Source organism: Pseudooceanicola sp. DL12 (assembly GCF_056270665.1).
In genome coordinates, this window is the sequence record NZ_CM149884.1 from 2,566,446 (window position 1) to 2,580,014 (window position 13,569).

13 protein-coding genes are annotated in these 13,569 nt (G+C 66.2%); 7 read left to right on the forward strand and 6 right to left on the reverse strand.

Features of this window, described 5'->3' with window-relative positions; translation table 11 throughout:
• The 4 genes from fabF to fabD all read right to left on the reverse strand — a co-directional run bounded on the left by fabF (nucleotide 1) and on the right by fabD (nucleotide 3,925).
• Nucleotides 1–1,260 carry a beta-ketoacyl-ACP synthase II gene (gene fabF / locus AC0WR5_RS12010; protein ID WP_475863414.1) on the reverse strand — a complete coding sequence of 420 codons (1,260 nt, stop codon included), beginning with the start codon at nucleotides 1,258–1,260 and terminating at the stop codon, nucleotides 1–3.
• 290 nt (nucleotides 1,261–1,550) lie between these two features.
• A complete protein-coding gene (locus AC0WR5_RS12015) occupies nucleotides 1,551–1,784 on the reverse strand; it encodes an acyl carrier protein (RefSeq protein WP_475863415.1) in 234 nt (77 codons plus the stop codon).
• Between the two features lie 385 nt (nucleotides 1,785–2,169).
• Nucleotides 2,170–2,907 carry a 3-oxoacyl-[acyl-carrier-protein] reductase gene (gene fabG / locus AC0WR5_RS12020; RefSeq protein ID WP_475863416.1) on the reverse strand — a complete coding sequence of 246 codons (738 nt, stop codon included), beginning with the start codon at nucleotides 2,905–2,907 and terminating at the stop codon, nucleotides 2,170–2,172.
• A 76-nt stretch (nucleotides 2,908–2,983) separates the two neighbouring features.
• Nucleotides 2,984–3,925 carry an ACP S-malonyltransferase gene (gene fabD, locus AC0WR5_RS12025; RefSeq protein ID WP_475863417.1) on the reverse strand — a complete coding sequence of 314 codons (942 nt, stop codon included), beginning with the start codon at nucleotides 3,923–3,925 and terminating at the stop codon, nucleotides 2,984–2,986.
• Nucleotides 3,926–4,156: 231 nt separating this feature from the next.
• Between fabD and AC0WR5_RS12030 the strand changes: the two genes are divergently transcribed.
• Nucleotides 4,157–5,380 (forward strand): cytochrome b/b6 domain-containing protein, encoded by a 1,224-nt coding sequence (locus AC0WR5_RS12030; protein ID WP_475863419.1) that lies wholly within the window; start codon nucleotides 4,157–4,159, stop codon nucleotides 5,378–5,380.
• A 348-nt stretch (nucleotides 5,381–5,728) separates the two neighbouring features.
• On the opposite strand, the gene AC0WR5_RS12035 is transcribed toward AC0WR5_RS12030, so the two are convergent.
• The gene (locus tag AC0WR5_RS12035; protein ID WP_475863420.1) at nucleotides 5,729–6,316 is read right to left on the reverse strand and encodes a YceI family protein; all 588 of its coding nucleotides are present in this window, start codon (nucleotides 6,314–6,316) and stop codon (nucleotides 5,729–5,731) included.
• A gap of 246 nt (nucleotides 6,317–6,562) precedes the next feature.
• Between AC0WR5_RS12035 and AC0WR5_RS12040 the strand changes: the two genes are divergently transcribed.
• Both AC0WR5_RS12040 and AC0WR5_RS12045 read left to right on the forward strand, forming a co-directional pair.
• The gene (locus tag AC0WR5_RS12040) at nucleotides 6,563–7,198 is read left to right on the forward strand and encodes a TetR/AcrR family transcriptional regulator (protein ID WP_475863421.1); all 636 of its coding nucleotides are present in this window, start codon (nucleotides 6,563–6,565) and stop codon (nucleotides 7,196–7,198) included.
• 19 nt (nucleotides 7,199–7,217) lie between these two features.
• A complete protein-coding gene (locus tag AC0WR5_RS12045; protein WP_475863423.1) occupies nucleotides 7,218–8,195 on the forward strand; it encodes a zinc-binding dehydrogenase in 978 nt (325 codons plus the stop codon).
• Nucleotides 8,196–8,352: 157 nt separating this feature from the next.
• Here the strand turns inward: AC0WR5_RS12045 and katG are convergent, their stop codons facing one another.
• Nucleotides 8,353–10,527, reverse strand: a complete 2,175-nt coding sequence (gene katG / locus AC0WR5_RS12050; protein WP_475863424.1) for a catalase/peroxidase HPI — start codon at nucleotides 10,525–10,527, stop codon at nucleotides 8,353–8,355.
• Between the two features lie 381 nt (nucleotides 10,528–10,908).
• On the opposite strand from katG, the gene AC0WR5_RS12055 reads away from it, so the two are divergent.
• The 4 genes from AC0WR5_RS12055 to rplI all read left to right on the forward strand — a co-directional run bounded on the left by AC0WR5_RS12055 (nucleotide 10,909) and on the right by rplI (nucleotide 13,396).
• Nucleotides 10,909–11,967 carry an SMP-30/gluconolactonase/LRE family protein gene (locus tag AC0WR5_RS12055; RefSeq protein WP_475863426.1) on the forward strand — a complete coding sequence of 353 codons (1,059 nt, stop codon included), beginning with the start codon at nucleotides 10,909–10,911 and terminating at the stop codon, nucleotides 11,965–11,967.
• Between the two features lie 200 nt (nucleotides 11,968–12,167).
• A complete protein-coding gene (rpsF, locus tag AC0WR5_RS12060) occupies nucleotides 12,168–12,524 on the forward strand; it encodes a 30S ribosomal protein S6 (protein WP_475863427.1) in 357 nt (118 codons plus the stop codon).
• Between the two features lie 26 nt (nucleotides 12,525–12,550).
• On the forward strand, nucleotides 12,551–12,778 hold the full coding sequence (rpsR, locus tag AC0WR5_RS12065; protein ID WP_005608650.1) for a 30S ribosomal protein S18: 228 nt from the start codon (nucleotides 12,551–12,553) through the stop codon (nucleotides 12,776–12,778).
• Nucleotides 12,779–12,790: 12 nt separating this feature from the next.
• A complete protein-coding gene (rplI, locus tag AC0WR5_RS12070) occupies nucleotides 12,791–13,396 on the forward strand; it encodes a 50S ribosomal protein L9 (RefSeq protein WP_475863429.1) in 606 nt (201 codons plus the stop codon).
• Nucleotides 13,397–13,569: the final 173 nt, after the last annotated feature.

The window sequence follows — 13,569 nt, forward strand, 5'->3', positions numbered from 1 at the left end:
TTACCGAACCTTCCCGAACACCAGGCTTGCGTTGGTGCCGCCGAACCCGAAGGAGTTCGAAAGGGCCACGTCGATCTTGCGCTCGACCTTCGCGTTCGGGGCCAGGTCCATCTTGGTCTCGACGGCCATGGTCTCGAGGTTGATCGTCGGCGGCGCGACCTGGTCGCGGATCGCCAGGATCGAGAAGATCGCCTCGATGGCTCCGGCAGCGCCCAGAAGGTGCCCCGTCGACGACTTGGTCGACGACATGGTCACGTTCGGCGCATGCTCGCCCATCAGGCGCTCCACCGCGCCAAGCTCGATCGTGTCCGCCATGGTCGAGGTGCCGTGAGCGTTGACGTAATCCACGTCAGCCGGCGTCAGGCCGGCCCGCTTCAGCGCCATTTCCATGCAGCGCCGCGCGCCGTCGCCATCCTCGGAGGGGGCGGTGATGTGATAGGCGTCGCCCGACAGGCCATAACCCAGGTATTCGCCATAGATCTTGGCGCCACGGGCCACGGCGTGCTCGTATTCCTCCAGCACCACGACACCGGCACCCTCGCCCATGACGAAACCGTCACGGTCCGCGTCATAGGGGCGGCTGGCGTGGGTCGGATCATCCTTGCGCTTGGTGGACAGGGCCTTGCACGCGTTGAAACCTGCAATGCCGATCTCGCAGATCGCGGCTTCGGCACCGCCGGCCACCATCACGTCGGCGTCGCCCCACTGGATCAGCCGGGCAGCGTCGCCGATGGCATGGGCGCCGGTCGAACAGGCGGTCACCACCGCGTGGTTCGGGCCCTTGAAGCCATGGCGGATGCTCACCTGGCCCGAGATCAGGTTGATCAGGGCGCCGGGAATGAAGAAGGGAGAAACACGGCGCGGGCCGCGTTCCTTCAGCAGGATCGACGTTTCTGCGATGCTCTCAAGCCCGCCGATCCCCGAACCGATCATGACGCCGGTGCGCTCGCGCCCCTCGTCGTCCTCGGGAGACCAGCCGGAATCCCGCACGGCCTGTTCGGCGGCGGCGATCCCGAAAAGGATGAATGTATCGACCTTCCGGCGCTCTTTCGGCTCCATCCAGTCATCAGGGTTGAAGGTGCCGTCGCTGCCATCGCCAAAAGGCACTTCGCAGGCGTAATCCGTCGCCAGGTGCGAGGCATCCCAGCGGCTGATGGTCCCGGCACCGCTTTGTCCATCCAACAGACGTTTCCAGCTTTCCTCAACCCCGCAAGCCAGGGGAGTGACCAGTCCCAGTCCGGTGACAACGACACGACGCATGTATTCTGCCCTTTTTAAAAACCTCTCGGACGCTCTTAACCGAGGCCGCCCTGCGGGGGCAAGCCTCGCCAACAATTCGCCCGTCCGGAGGCGGGCCTTCTCCGGTCACGATTGCGGGGGGGCGGCCGGTTTGGCCGCGACAGTCGCCGCCAATCTCCCGATGGCCTGCCGCGATGGCCCTGCGCCCCCACCGGCGCCGCCACGGCCGGCAGCACCAAAAAAGAAAGCCCCCTGTCTTGCGACAGGGGGCTTTCCGAAACCTTGATCTCCCGCGGGATGCGGGACAGCGATCAGGCAGCTTCGCTGATGAACTTCACCGCGTCGCCGAAGGTCTGGATGTTTTCGGCGGCGTCATCGGGGATTTCGATGCCGAATTCTTCTTCGAACGCCATGACCAGCTCGACGGTGTCCAGGCTGTCTGCGCCCAGGTCGTCGATGAACGAAGCGTTCTCGGTCACCTTGTCTTCTTCCACGCCGAGATGCTCGACAACGATTTTCTTCACGCGGTCTGCGACATCGCTCATAGGATTTCCCCTCACGTCTCTCTTGGGCTCATTCGGCCCGGTTCTTGCCTCGCCCCGAGGGGCCAGCTTGCCTTGCCCTTTCGGGCGGTTCACCCCCGCGCATGCGAGGCGCGGGAACAGGTCATCTCTTGACCGCCCCCGCAAATCTGCGCCGCCTATAACACATGGTTTCCATCAGGCAAACGCTTTCACGATCTGGTGCAAGGGCGCTACCATTGCAACCCGTACCTGCTGCGCTTTTCCTGCCGAAGCCCCGGCAAGACAAGATCAGACTTCAAAAAAACACCTCTCGCGGCGGAAAAAAGGCCGCGAATCCGGCGCCCGGCCCCTCCACACGGCGCGATTTGCCGCGGCCGGCGGGATTTCGCCCGGGCGCCATGGCGCCTTACAGCATCGCCATGCCGCCGTTGACGTGCAGAGTCGCCCCCGTCACATAGCCCGCCTCGGGGCTCGACAGGTAGACGACCGCCGCCGCGATTTCCTCCGGCGTGCCCATCCGGGCGGCGGGGATCTTGGCGTCGATGGCCGCCTTCTGCTCGTCGGTCAGCTTGTCGGTCATCGCCGTGGCGATGAAGCCAGGCGCCACGCAGTTGGCGGTGATCCCGCGGCTGGCCACCTCGTAGGCGATCGACTTGGTCATGCCCACCATGCCGGCCTTCGACGCGGCATAGTTCACCTGGCCGGGGTTGCCCGTGGCCCCCACGATCGAGGAGATGTTCACGATCCGGCCCCAGCGCGCCTTCATCATCGGGCGCATCACCGCGCGGCACAGCCGCATGGTCGAGGTCAGGTTGATGTCGATCACCTTCTGCCAGTCCTCGTCACTCATCCGCATGAAGATCTGGTCCTTGGTGATCCCGGCGTTGTTCACCAGGATATCCAGCCCCCCCATGGCCTCGATGGCCTGTTTCGGCAGGGCGTCCACCGCCGCGCCGTCGCTCAGGTTGCAGGGCAGCACATGCGCCGCACCGCCCAGTTCCGCCACCAGCGCCTCCAGCGGTTCCACCCGCGTGCCGCTCAGCGCCACTTCCGCGCCTGCCGCATGCAGCGCCTTGGCAATGGCCCCGCCGATACCGCCGCTCGCGCCGGTCACCAGCGCCTTCTTGCCCGTCAGATCAAACATCGAATTCTCCCGATCAGGCGCCGCGGCGCCCTCGTTTCAGTCCTGTCGCGTCCGGGGCCCGGGCCCCGGCCCGCCCTCAGCCGGCCAGCGTTTCCGCGGCGGCCTTCACCTCTTCGGGGGTGCCCACCTGCAGACAGCCGATGCCCCGGTCAATCCGCCGGATCATCCCCGACAGCGCCTTGCCGGCCCCGATTTCCCAGATTTCCTTGACGCCATGGCTGCCCATGTACATCACCGATTCCCGCCAGCGCACGCTGCCGGTCACCTGTTCCACCAGCAGCTGGCCGATCTCGTGGCCCGCATGTACCGCCTCGGCCAGCACGTTGGCCACCAGCGGCACCGCCGGTGCCTGCAGTTCGACATCGGCCAGGGCGCCCGCCATGACCTCGGCCGCAGGCGCCATCAGCTGGCAATGGAAGGGGGCGGAAACCGGCAGCAGAACGGCGCGCTTGGCGCCCTTGGCCTTGGCGATCTCCACCGCGCGTTCCACCGCTTCCTTGTGGCCGGACACCACCACCTGGCCCGGGTCGTTGTCGTTTGCCGCCTGGCACACCTGGCCCTGCGCGGCCTCAGCGGCCACCTCGGCCGCGGCCTTGAAATCCAGGCCCAGCAGCGCCGCCATGGCGCCGACGCCCACCGGCACGGCCTCCTGCATGGCCTGGCCACGGGTGCGCAGCAGCCGCGCGGCATCCGCCACGCTCAGGGTGCCTGCCGCCGCCAGCGCCGAATACTCGCCCAGCGAATGGCCCGCCACGAACTTGGCGTCGGTGATCTTCACGCCTTCGGCCTCCAGCGCGCGGAAGGCTGCCAGAGAGGTCGCCATCAGCGCCGGCTGCGCGTTCTTGGTCAGCGTCAGCTCGTCCTGCTCGCCCTCCCAGATCAGCGCGCTCAGCTTCAGGTTCAGCGCCTCATCCACCTCGTCGAATACCGCCTTTGCCTGCGGATAGGCCTCGGCCAGGGCCTTGCCCATGCCGATCGTCTGGGCGCCCTGCCCGGGGAACACGAATGCGCGGCTCATTATGGCTTCCTCGCTCTCAGCCTCATCTCATTGGCCGCCGGGATAGCCAATGATGCCCCTCAGCGCAATCCGCGCGATCATCCGCGCGATCATCCGCGCGACACAGAGGCGTGATACCGCATCTGCGCACAGGCGGTGCGCGAGCAGCCCGGATTGAGCAATGCCGCACCGCAGCTAAACTGCGGCATCAGTCACCCTTCCCCCTCTTGCCTCCCGATCCAAGGAACCCGCATGTCCCTTCGCGATACCACCGACAGCTACGGCAGCGTCACCCGGCTCATCCACTGGCTGACCGCCCTGCTCATCCTCGTCGACTGGCCGCTCGGCCTCTACTCTCACACTCTGGCCGAAAACCTCGGAACCGTCGCGCCCGATCAGCAGGCCGCCTATGTCGCGCGCACGGCCACGCTCTTCTCGGTGCACAAGACCATCGGCGTCACTGTGCTCTTCCTGTCGGTCCTGCGCATTCTATGGGCCCTCACCCAGAGGCGCCCCGGCCTGATCAACGGCGATCACCGCCTCGAGGCCATGGCGGCCTCGGTCGTGCACTGGCTGCTCTACATCTGCATCATCGCCCTGCCGCTCACCGGCTGGATCCACCATGCCTCCACGTCCGGTTTTGCCCCGATCCTCTGGCCCTTCGGCCAGTCGCTGCCCTTCGTGCCCCAGAGCGAGGCGGTTTCGGCCGTCTTTTCCGGTCTGCACTGGGCCTTCGCCTGGACCCTGATCGGAGTCCTCGTGCTGCACGTGGCCGGCGCGCTCAAGCACCATGTCATCGACCGCGACGCCACGCTTTCCCGCATGACCCGGGGCACATCCGGCACCCCCTCGGCCGAGCAACCCTCCCATGCCATGCCGGCCCTTGCCGCAATATTCCTGGCCCTGGTCGTGATCGGCTACGGCGGCCTGGTGCACCGCCCCGAGGCCGCACCCACCGCCGCCACCCCGGAACTGGCCGCGGTCGACAGCGACTGGCAGGTCCAGCAGGGCACCCTTGACCTGACGGTCACCCAGTTCGGCAAGGAGGTCACCGGATCCTTCGGCGACTGGACGGCGGATATCGACTGGAACGAAGACATCACGGATGGCGTCGCGGGTCATGTCACGGTGACAGTTTCCGTCCCCTCGATGACCCTCGGCTCGGTCACCAAGCAGGCGCTCGACGCCGATTTCCTGGCCGCCGCCGACCATCCCACCGCGGTCTTCGATGCCGATCTGCTGAACACCCCAGAGGGCCAGCGCGCCGAGGGTACCTTCACCCTCAAGGGCACCGAGGCACCGCTCGACTTCCCCTTCACCCTGGTGATCGATGGCGAGACCGCCCATGCCACCGCCAGCTTCCCGCTCGACCGCCGCGACTACCACGTCGGCGACACGATGCCCGACGAGCAATCGGTGGCCTTCCCCGTGCAGATCAGCTTCGACCTGACCGCCAGCCGGAACAGCGCCCCCTGAGGCACGGCTCTTTCGCCCGGACAGCACCAAAGGGCCGCCCCGCACCGGGCGGCCCTTTTCTCGTCCCCGGCGCGCCCGGCCCCGGGCGTACCCTCTTCGGAACGGCGGCCCCTCCCCGTACCGCGCGCGATGATCATGGCCACAGGGCGCTCCTGCCCTGCTCCCGCAGCGCCGCTCCCCCCCTGCACTGCCCCATTCATCTTTCCCGAAGTACTCCCGCCGGAGGCCCGCCCTCCGCAGGCGCAGCGCTCCCGCACCGTTGCCTTCCCGCCCCCCTCGCGGCACATGAAAAAGGGCCGCCCGAAGGCAGCCCTTTCCGGCCCCGAGGGGAGCCATATCCCGGAGGGATTACTCGGCGTCGGCCTTGAAGGCTTCGACGGAGAGTTCCAGCTTCACTTCGTCGCTGACGTAGGGCGCAAAGGCATCCACACCAAAGTCCGAGCGCAGGATCGTGCCGGTGGCAACCAGGCCCATCCAGGGCTTGCCTTCCATCGGGTGGCTTTCAACGGCCTGGCGCAGGGTGGTGTCCAGCGTGACCGGCTTGGTGATGCCGTTCAGCGTCAGGTCGCCGGTGATCAGCGCGGTATTGTCGCCGGTCACTTCGATGTCGGTGGAGGTGAAGGTCACTTCTTGCTGACCGTCCGCATCGTCAAAGAAGTCGGGCGACATGAAGTGATCGAAGCGCGGCTGCCAGCCGGTGATCATGGTGTTCAGCGGAAAGCTGACCTCGACCGAGGAGGCTGCCGGATCTTCGGCGTCGTACTGGATCGTGCCGTCGATGCCCGAGAACATGCCGTAGCCGCGGGAAAAGCCCAGGTGGTCGTAGGAGAAGATGATCTGGGTGTGGCTGGCGTCCAGGTCATAGGTTTCGGTCGCGGCGAAGGCAGCCGGGGCCACCAGCGTTGCCAGGGCGGCGGCCAGCATCGTCGTTTTCATGATATTTCCTTTCCATGCAGGAATTTGGAGGTCGCGTTTCGATAGGCCCAATGTGCCGCAGTGCAGCGCGTTCTCAATTCCCGATGTGCCCACAGGTGCTGTGAGAAAATGAACAACACGGCTCCGTGTTCTGCAGATCTGCCCTCGGGACCAGGCACTTTCCCTGCAGGCAGAGCTTGTGTTTTCTCGCCGAACGCCTATCTGGGGCGCTACTAGACGACCGGTCTATTCCAAAGAGGGCCCCACATGACCCGCCCCGTTCCCTCCGCGAATGCCGCCACCGAGGCGCCCACCAAGGGCGACCTGACGCGCCAGCGCATCATCGACACCGGCCACGCGCTGGTGCTGCGGCACGGGTTCGCGGCCCTCGGCCTCTCGACGCTGCTGAAGGAGGCCGGCGTGCCCAAGGGCTCCTTCTATCACTACTTCGCCTCCAAGGAGGCCTTCGGTGTGGCCCTGCTTCAGGATTACGTCGCCAGCTACCTTGGCCGGGTAAGCTGCGTGCTCTCCGCCCCCGGCACGGCCGCCGCGCGGCTCAGCCAAATGTTCCGTGCCGCCCTCGAGGTCGAAGGCTCCGCCGAGACCCCCGGCGCCATGGCCAGCCGCTGCCTGGTGGTCCGCCTCGGGGCAGAGGTCGCCGATCTCTCCCCCGACATGGCCGCCGTGCTCGACGACGGCGTCGGAGAGCTCACCGCCCGCCTCGCGCAGGTCCTGCGGGACGGCGCCGAGGACGGATCCCTCCGGGCCCAGCCCGATCCCGAGGCCGCCGCCGCCATGCTCTATGCGCAATGGCTCGGTGCCGCCATTCTTGCCCGGCTGTCGCACAGCCCGGCTCCCCTGCAAACCGCCTACGACGAAACGCTGCGCCGTTTCCTGGCCTGACGTCCCGAAAGGACCCAAGATGAAAGCCATCTCCTATTCCGAATACGGCGATCCCGCCCAGGTGCTCGCCCCCATCGACACCCCCAAGCCCACCGCCGGCCCCGGCGAAGCGCTGGTGCGCATGGTGCTCGCCTCGATCCACAACCATGACCTCTGGACGGTGCGTGGCCAGTACGGCGTCAAGCCCGATCTGCCCGCCCTGGCAGGCTCCGAGGCCGTCGGCGTGGTCGAGGCCGTCGGCGAAGGTGTCGACGAGGCCCTCGTCGGCAAGCGTGTCGTGGCCGCCGGCACCATCGGCAAATGGGCCGAATATTTCACCGCCGAGGCCGCCGGCCTCCTGCCCCTGCCCGATGCCATCGACGACGAGGCCGGCGCCCAGCTGGTCGCCATGCCCTTCTCGGCCATCACCCTGCTCGATTTCATCGACGTGAAAGAGGGCGACTGGGTCATCCAGACCGCCGCCAACGGCGCCGTCGGCCGCATCTTCCATGACCTGGCCCTGGCCCATGGCATCAAGACCCTGAACCTGGTCCGCCGCCCCGATGCCGTGGAGGAGCTCAAGGCCGCCGGCTTCGAACACGTGCTCTGCACCGCCGATGAGGGCTGGCAGGATCGTGCCCGCGCCATCCTCGGCGAAGGGGGCGCCCAGGCCGCCATCGATTCCGTCGGCGGCGCCGTGGTCAACGACATCATCTCTCTGCTGGGCCTGAACGGCCTGCTGGTCTCCTTCGGCTCGGCCCTCGGCGAACCGATGCAGATTTCCTCCGGCACGATGATCACCAACCACCTCACCATCAAGGGCTTCTGGGGCGCCCGCGTCGCGGCCGAGATGGAGCCTGCCAAGAAGGCCGAGCTGATGGGCGAGCTGGTCACCCTGGCCGCCACCGGCAAGCTTCACCTGCCCTCCGGCGGCACCTTCCCGCTCGACGAGATCACCGCCGCGGTCAAGGCCTCGCTCACCCCGGGCCGCGCCGGCAAGATCCTGCTCCGCCCGTAAAGCTGTCCGCCCACAAGCCTGGCCAACCGCAAGCGGCGAACGGCAAGCGGTGAGCGGCAAAGAAAAACCCCGCACCACCTCTCGGTGGTGCGGGGCTCTTCCGGGCCGGCGCCCGGTCAACCCGGTCAGAAAGACCGCACGCCGGATCCCGGCAAGATCACTTCAGGTCGAAGCGGTCGGCGTTCATCACCTTGGTCCAGGCGTCGACGAAGGCCTTCAGGAAGGTCGGCATGCCGTCATCCTGGGCAAAGACCTCTGCATAGGCCCGCAGGATCGAGTTCGACCCGAAGACCAGGTCCACACGGGTGGCGGTCCACTTCACCGCGCCGGTCTTGCGGTCGCGGATCTCGTAGAGCCCGTCGCCCACCGGCACCCAGGTATTGGCCATGTCCGTCAGGTTGACGAAGAAGTCCGTGGTCAGCGCGCCTTCGCGGTCGGTAAAGACACCGTGCTTGGTGCCGGCATGGTTGGTACCCATGGCCCGCATGCCGCCGGTCAGAACGGTCATCTCTGCCGCCGTCAGGCCCAGCAGCTGCGCACGGTCGAGCATCATCTCTTCCGGGCTCACCACGTAGTCGGTCTTGGCCCAGTTGCGGAAGCCGTCGGCGAGCGGTTCCAGCGCGTCGAAGCTCGCCGCGTCGGTCATCTCGTCGGTGGCGTCGCCGCGACCGGGGGCAAAGGGCACGTCGATGTCAAAGCCCGCGGCTTTCGCGGCCATCTCGACACCCAGGTTGCCAGCCAGCACGATGGTATCGGCAATGCTTGCCCCGGCCTCTGCGGCCAGCGGCTCCAGCACCGAGAGCACGTGCGCCAGGCGCTCCGGCTCGTTCCCGGCCCAGTCCTTCTGGGGCGCCAGACGGATGCGCGCGCCATTGGCACCGCCCCGCATGTCCGACCCGCGATAGGTGCGGGCGCTGTCCCAGGCGGTCGAGACCATGTCCGAGACCGACAGGCCGCTGGCGGCGATCTTCGCCTTCAGGTGGCCGATGTCGTACTGCGTCGGGCCTTCCGGGATCGGATCCTGCCAGATCAGGTCTTCCTGCGGCACGTCCGGGCCCCAGTAGCGGGCCTTGGGGCCCATGTCGCGGTGGGTCAGCTTGAACCAGGCACGGGCGAAGGTCTCGCTGAAATACTCGGGATCGGCCATGAACTTCTGGCAGATCGCGTTGTAGACCGGGTCGACCTTCATCGCCATGTCGGCATCGGTCATCATCGGCATGCACTTGATCGACGGGTCTTCCACGTCGACCGGCATGTCCTCTTCGCGGATGTCGACGGGCTTCCACTGGTGCGCGCCGGCGGGCGAGGTGGTCAGTTCCCACTCGTAGCCGAACAGCATCTCGAACCAGCCCATGTCCCACTTGGTGGGTTCCTTGGTCCAGGCGCCTTCGATGCCCGAGACCACGGTGTCACGGCCGATGCCGCGGCCCTTGGTGTTCATCCAGCCGATGCCCTGGAATTCCACGTCGGCCGCTTCCGGATCCGCGCTCAGGTTGTCGGCATTGCCGTTGCCGTGCGACTTGCCGATGGTGTGGCCACCAGCGGTCAGTGCGGCAGTTTCCTCGTCGTCCATCGCCATGCGCGCAAAGGTTTCGCGCACCTGCGCGGCGGTTGCCATCGGGTCCGGCTTGCCGTTCACCCCTTCCGGGTTCACGTAGATCAGGCCCATCTGTACGGCAGCCAGCGGGTTTTCCATGGTCTCCGGCTTCGACACGTCGTCATAGCGGTTGTCGGAGGGCGCGAGCCATTCCTTCTCCGCACCCCAGTAGGTGTCCTTCTCGGGGTGCCAGATGTCCTCGCGGCCAAAGGCAAAGCCGAAGGTCTTCAGGCCGGCTTCCTCGTAGGCGATCGTGCCCGACAGGATCATCAGGTCGGCCCAGCTCACGGCGTTGCCGTATTTCTTCTTGATCGGCCAGAGCAGACGGCGGCCCTTGTCGGTGTTCACGTTGTCCGGCCAGGAGTTCAGCGGTGCGAAACGCTGGTTGCCGGTACCGCCACCGCCGCGACCATCGGCCAGGCGATAGGAGCCGGCCGCGTGCCATGCGACGCGGGCGAACATGCCGACATAGCTGCCCCAGTCTGCGGGCCACCAGTCCTGGCTGTCGTGCATCAGCTTGCGCAGGTCATCCTTGAGCGCTTCGATATCAAGCTTCTTCAGCTCTTCGCGATAGTTGAAATCGGGGCCGAGCGGCTTCGTCTTGGTGTCGTGCTGGTGCAGGATGTCGAGGTTCAGCGCATTCGGCCACCAGCTGGTGACGGAATCCTTGTTAGCAGTCATGCCGCCGTGCATTACCGGGCATTTGCCGCCGGTCTGAATATCGTTGCCGTCCATGTCTTCCTCCGAAGTTTTCAACCTGGGTATTTCCTCGGGAGGGCTTCTCCGCCCCGAACCGCGACCATCCCCGACTCACCGGTCGGTTCCCTGTCCCGGCTCCCACCCCGACACTATGGCACAACCCTAGGCCCCATTTAGAATAAATAGAAATCGTATAAATTTACGATATCTATAACCTAGCCTTATCGTTTTGCGCTCTTTGCATCGGCTTGCCTTTGAGGGGCCCCCAGCAGACCGGCACTGGCGCTCGGCTCTGCTCCCCGTACTGGCCCGTGAAACGGCTGATGCAGTCAAGAAACCATGCCACCACACTGTGGCCCGGGGATGACAGCGGCCCCGCGCCGCCTTATCTATCCCGAAATCACCTCCGGACGCCTGATGACCGATGCTCCCGCCCCGTCTCCCCGCATGATCGCCCCGTCGACAGGGCACTGGCCCGAGGCCGCCGCGCCGGGGCCGACCCTCCCCCTCCACCGGCTTCGGATGGTGATGAGGGGAAGCGCCCGCGCCCTCCTGTCCGCCATGGTCCTCACCGGCACCGCCCTGGCCATGGCCGGGCCCGCCGCCGCGCTTTCTCTCGCCGACGCGACCCCCGTGATCAGCTCCATCGTCACGCCGGAGGGGCCAAGCGTCCTCCCCGATGGCAGTATCGCCGCGGTCTCCTTCATGACCGGCAAGGTGGTGCAATCGGTGCCCGGCGATCCGGCCAGGACCAGCGTGCTCGCCACCACCGGGCGCGGCGCTTCCGGCAGCGCACTGCTCGATCCGCACCGTCTCATGATCACCCGCATGAACATGGGCAAGTTCCTCAGCCAGTTCGACGCGACCGACTTCGAAGCCAATGATGACGGGCAGATCCTGGTCCTCGATCTCGACACCGGCGCGCTCTCCGTTGCCTTCGACGAGGCACGTCACGATCCCATCACCGGCCCCGACGACATCACCGTCGATGCCGCCGGCAACGCCTGGATCAGCGACGCGGTCGAGGGCACCGCGCTCTACGTGCCCGCAGATCTCTCCGCCATCACCATTGCCGCCATGGACATCGACGGCGCCAACGGCATCGCCCTGTCGCCCGACGGCACCGCGCTCTACATGACCGACGGCGAGAACCTCGTGACCTTCCCGGTCACCGGCCCCGGCACCCTCGGACAGCGCCGCGTTCTGGCCCGCCTGCCCGAGGGCAGCCAGCCCCACGGCATCAAGGTGCAGCCGGACGGCAGTATCCTCGTCGCCCTCGGCCCCCAGGGCATCTGGCGCGTCTCCCCCGACGGCCTCCACGGCACCGTGATCGACGTCGGCGGACAGAACGTGGTGAACTTCGCCTTCGGCACCGGCGACAGGGCCGACACGCTCTACATCGTCCTCGAAGGCGACGCGGGCGGAAAGATCCTGGCGATCGACTGGGCCGGAGCCGCCTCCGGCGCCAACGGATAGCCCCGCGCGGGCGGCCTCGCGGCCCCGTCGCGGGCGCCCTCCTCCCGCGCCGCACCCTGCCCCTTGCCAGCTCGCGCGTTCCCGTGTAAGTGCAGGCCTCCTTCCGCATCTTTTGGATGAACCGCGCAGTCTCTCGTGGAGTGGTCGCGGAAGGCTTGGACCCTCCTATGAAATGCGCCTTGACAGAAACAGGAGAGCACATGCCCCTTTACGAGCATGTCTTCATCGCGCGCCAGGACCTTTCCAACGCGCAGGCCGAAGGCCTCATCGAACATTTTGGCACCGTCCTCTCGGACAACGGCGGCAAGCTGGTTGATTCCGAGTACTGGGGCGTCAAGACGATGGCCTACAAGATCAACAAGAACCGCAAGGGTCACTACTCCTTCCTGAAGTCGGACGCGCCTGCCGCTGCCGTTCAGGAAATGGAACGCCTGATGCGCCTGCATGATGACGTGATGCGCGTCCTGACCATCAAGGTCGACGAGCACGCAGAGGGCCCCTCGGTCCAGATGCAGAAGCGTGACGAGCGCGAAGACCGTCGCCGCGAACGTCGCTGATCAGCCTGAAGAAAAGGACATAAACCATGGCCGCAAAACCGTTTTTCCGCCGCCGCAAGGTCTGCCCGTTCTCGGGCGAGAACGCGCCGAAGATCGACTACAAGGACACCCGTCTCCTGCAGCGCTACATCTCCGAGCGTGGCAAGATCGTGCCCTCGCGCATCACCGCCGTTTCCGCAAAGAAGCAGCGTGAACTGGCTCGCGCCATCAAGCGCGCCCGTTTCCTCGCCCTGCTTCCCTACGCCGTGAAGTAAGGAGCCAGATCTATGGAAGTCATTCTTCTCGAACGCGTCGCCAAGCTCGGCCAGATGGGTGATGTCGTCACCGTCAAGCCCGGCTACGCCCGCAACTACCTGCTGCTCCAGGGCAAGGCCCTGACGGCCTCGAAAGAGAACATCGCTCATTTCGAAAGCCAGAAGGCACAGCTCGAAGCCAACAACCTCGAGACCAAGAAAGAAGCCGAAGCTCTCGGCGAGAAACTCGACGGTCAGAAGTTCGTTGTGATTCGCGCAGCCTCCGACGGCGGCAACCTCTACGGCTCCGTTTCCCCGCGTGACGTTGCAACCGTCGCCACCGAGAACGGCTTCACCGTCGAGCGCAAGCAGGTGATCATCCCCGATCCGATCAAGGAACTGGGCCTGCACGAAGCCAAGGTCACCCTGCACCCCGAAGTTGAGGTCACCGTGATCATCAACGTCGCCCGTACCCCGGAAGAAGCCGAGGTTCAGGCCGCAGGCAAGTCGATCCAGGAGCTGGCCGCCGAAGAGGAAGCCGCTGCAGAGTTCGAAATCTCCGAGCTGTTCGACGACATCGGTGGCGCTGCCTCCGACGACGACGATGCACCGGCATCCGCAGAGGAAGACGAAGAGTAATCTTCGCTCCCTGTCGCAGAGATATGAAACCGCGCCTCACGGGGCGCGGTTTTTTCTTGTCCGGTGCTCGGCTTGGCGGCCGGGCGACGTAAATCCGCCTTGTTCGGCCTTCCGCGGCCCCTGTCCCGCCCTGTCCGGCCCTGTCCCGCCCGGGGGAGCCAGGGCGGGAGTCA

What these genes read in the sequence shown, in the direction of transcription:
- katG (WP_475863424.1), bottom strand. Translation starts at nt 10,527, where the DNA reads ATGGACGGCAACGATATTCAGACCGGCGGCAAATGCCCGGTAATGCAC.
- fabG (WP_475863416.1), bottom strand. Translation starts at nt 2,907, where the DNA reads ATGTTTGATCTGACGGGCAAGAAGGCGCTGGTGACCGGCGCGAGCGGC.
- AC0WR5_RS12015 (WP_475863415.1), bottom strand. Translation starts at nt 1,784, where the DNA reads ATGAGCGATGTCGCAGACCGCGTGAAGAAAATCGTTGTCGAGCATCTC.
- AC0WR5_RS12055 (WP_475863426.1), top strand. Translation starts at nt 10,909, where the DNA reads ATGACCGATGCTCCCGCCCCGTCTCCCCGCATGATCGCCCCGTCGACA.
- AC0WR5_RS12030 (WP_475863419.1), top strand. Translation starts at nt 4,157, where the DNA reads ATGTCCCTTCGCGATACCACCGACAGCTACGGCAGCGTCACCCGGCTC.
- rplI (WP_475863429.1), top strand. Translation starts at nt 12,791, where the DNA reads ATGGAAGTCATTCTTCTCGAACGCGTCGCCAAGCTCGGCCAGATGGGT.
- AC0WR5_RS12045 (WP_475863423.1), top strand. Translation starts at nt 7,218, where the DNA reads ATGAAAGCCATCTCCTATTCCGAATACGGCGATCCCGCCCAGGTGCTC.
- AC0WR5_RS12035 (WP_475863420.1), bottom strand. Translation starts at nt 6,316, where the DNA reads ATGAAAACGACGATGCTGGCCGCCGCCCTGGCAACGCTGGTGGCCCCG.
- AC0WR5_RS12040 (WP_475863421.1), top strand. Translation starts at nt 6,563, where the DNA reads ATGACCCGCCCCGTTCCCTCCGCGAATGCCGCCACCGAGGCGCCCACC.
- rpsR (WP_005608650.1), top strand. Translation starts at nt 12,551, where the DNA reads ATGGCCGCAAAACCGTTTTTCCGCCGCCGCAAGGTCTGCCCGTTCTCG.
- fabD (WP_475863417.1), bottom strand. Translation starts at nt 3,925, where the DNA reads ATGAGCCGCGCATTCGTGTTCCCCGGGCAGGGCGCCCAGACGATCGGC.
- fabF (WP_475863414.1), bottom strand. Translation starts at nt 1,260, where the DNA reads ATGCGTCGTGTCGTTGTCACCGGACTGGGACTGGTCACTCCCCTGGCT.
- rpsF (WP_475863427.1), top strand. Translation starts at nt 12,168, where the DNA reads ATGCCCCTTTACGAGCATGTCTTCATCGCGCGCCAGGACCTTTCCAAC.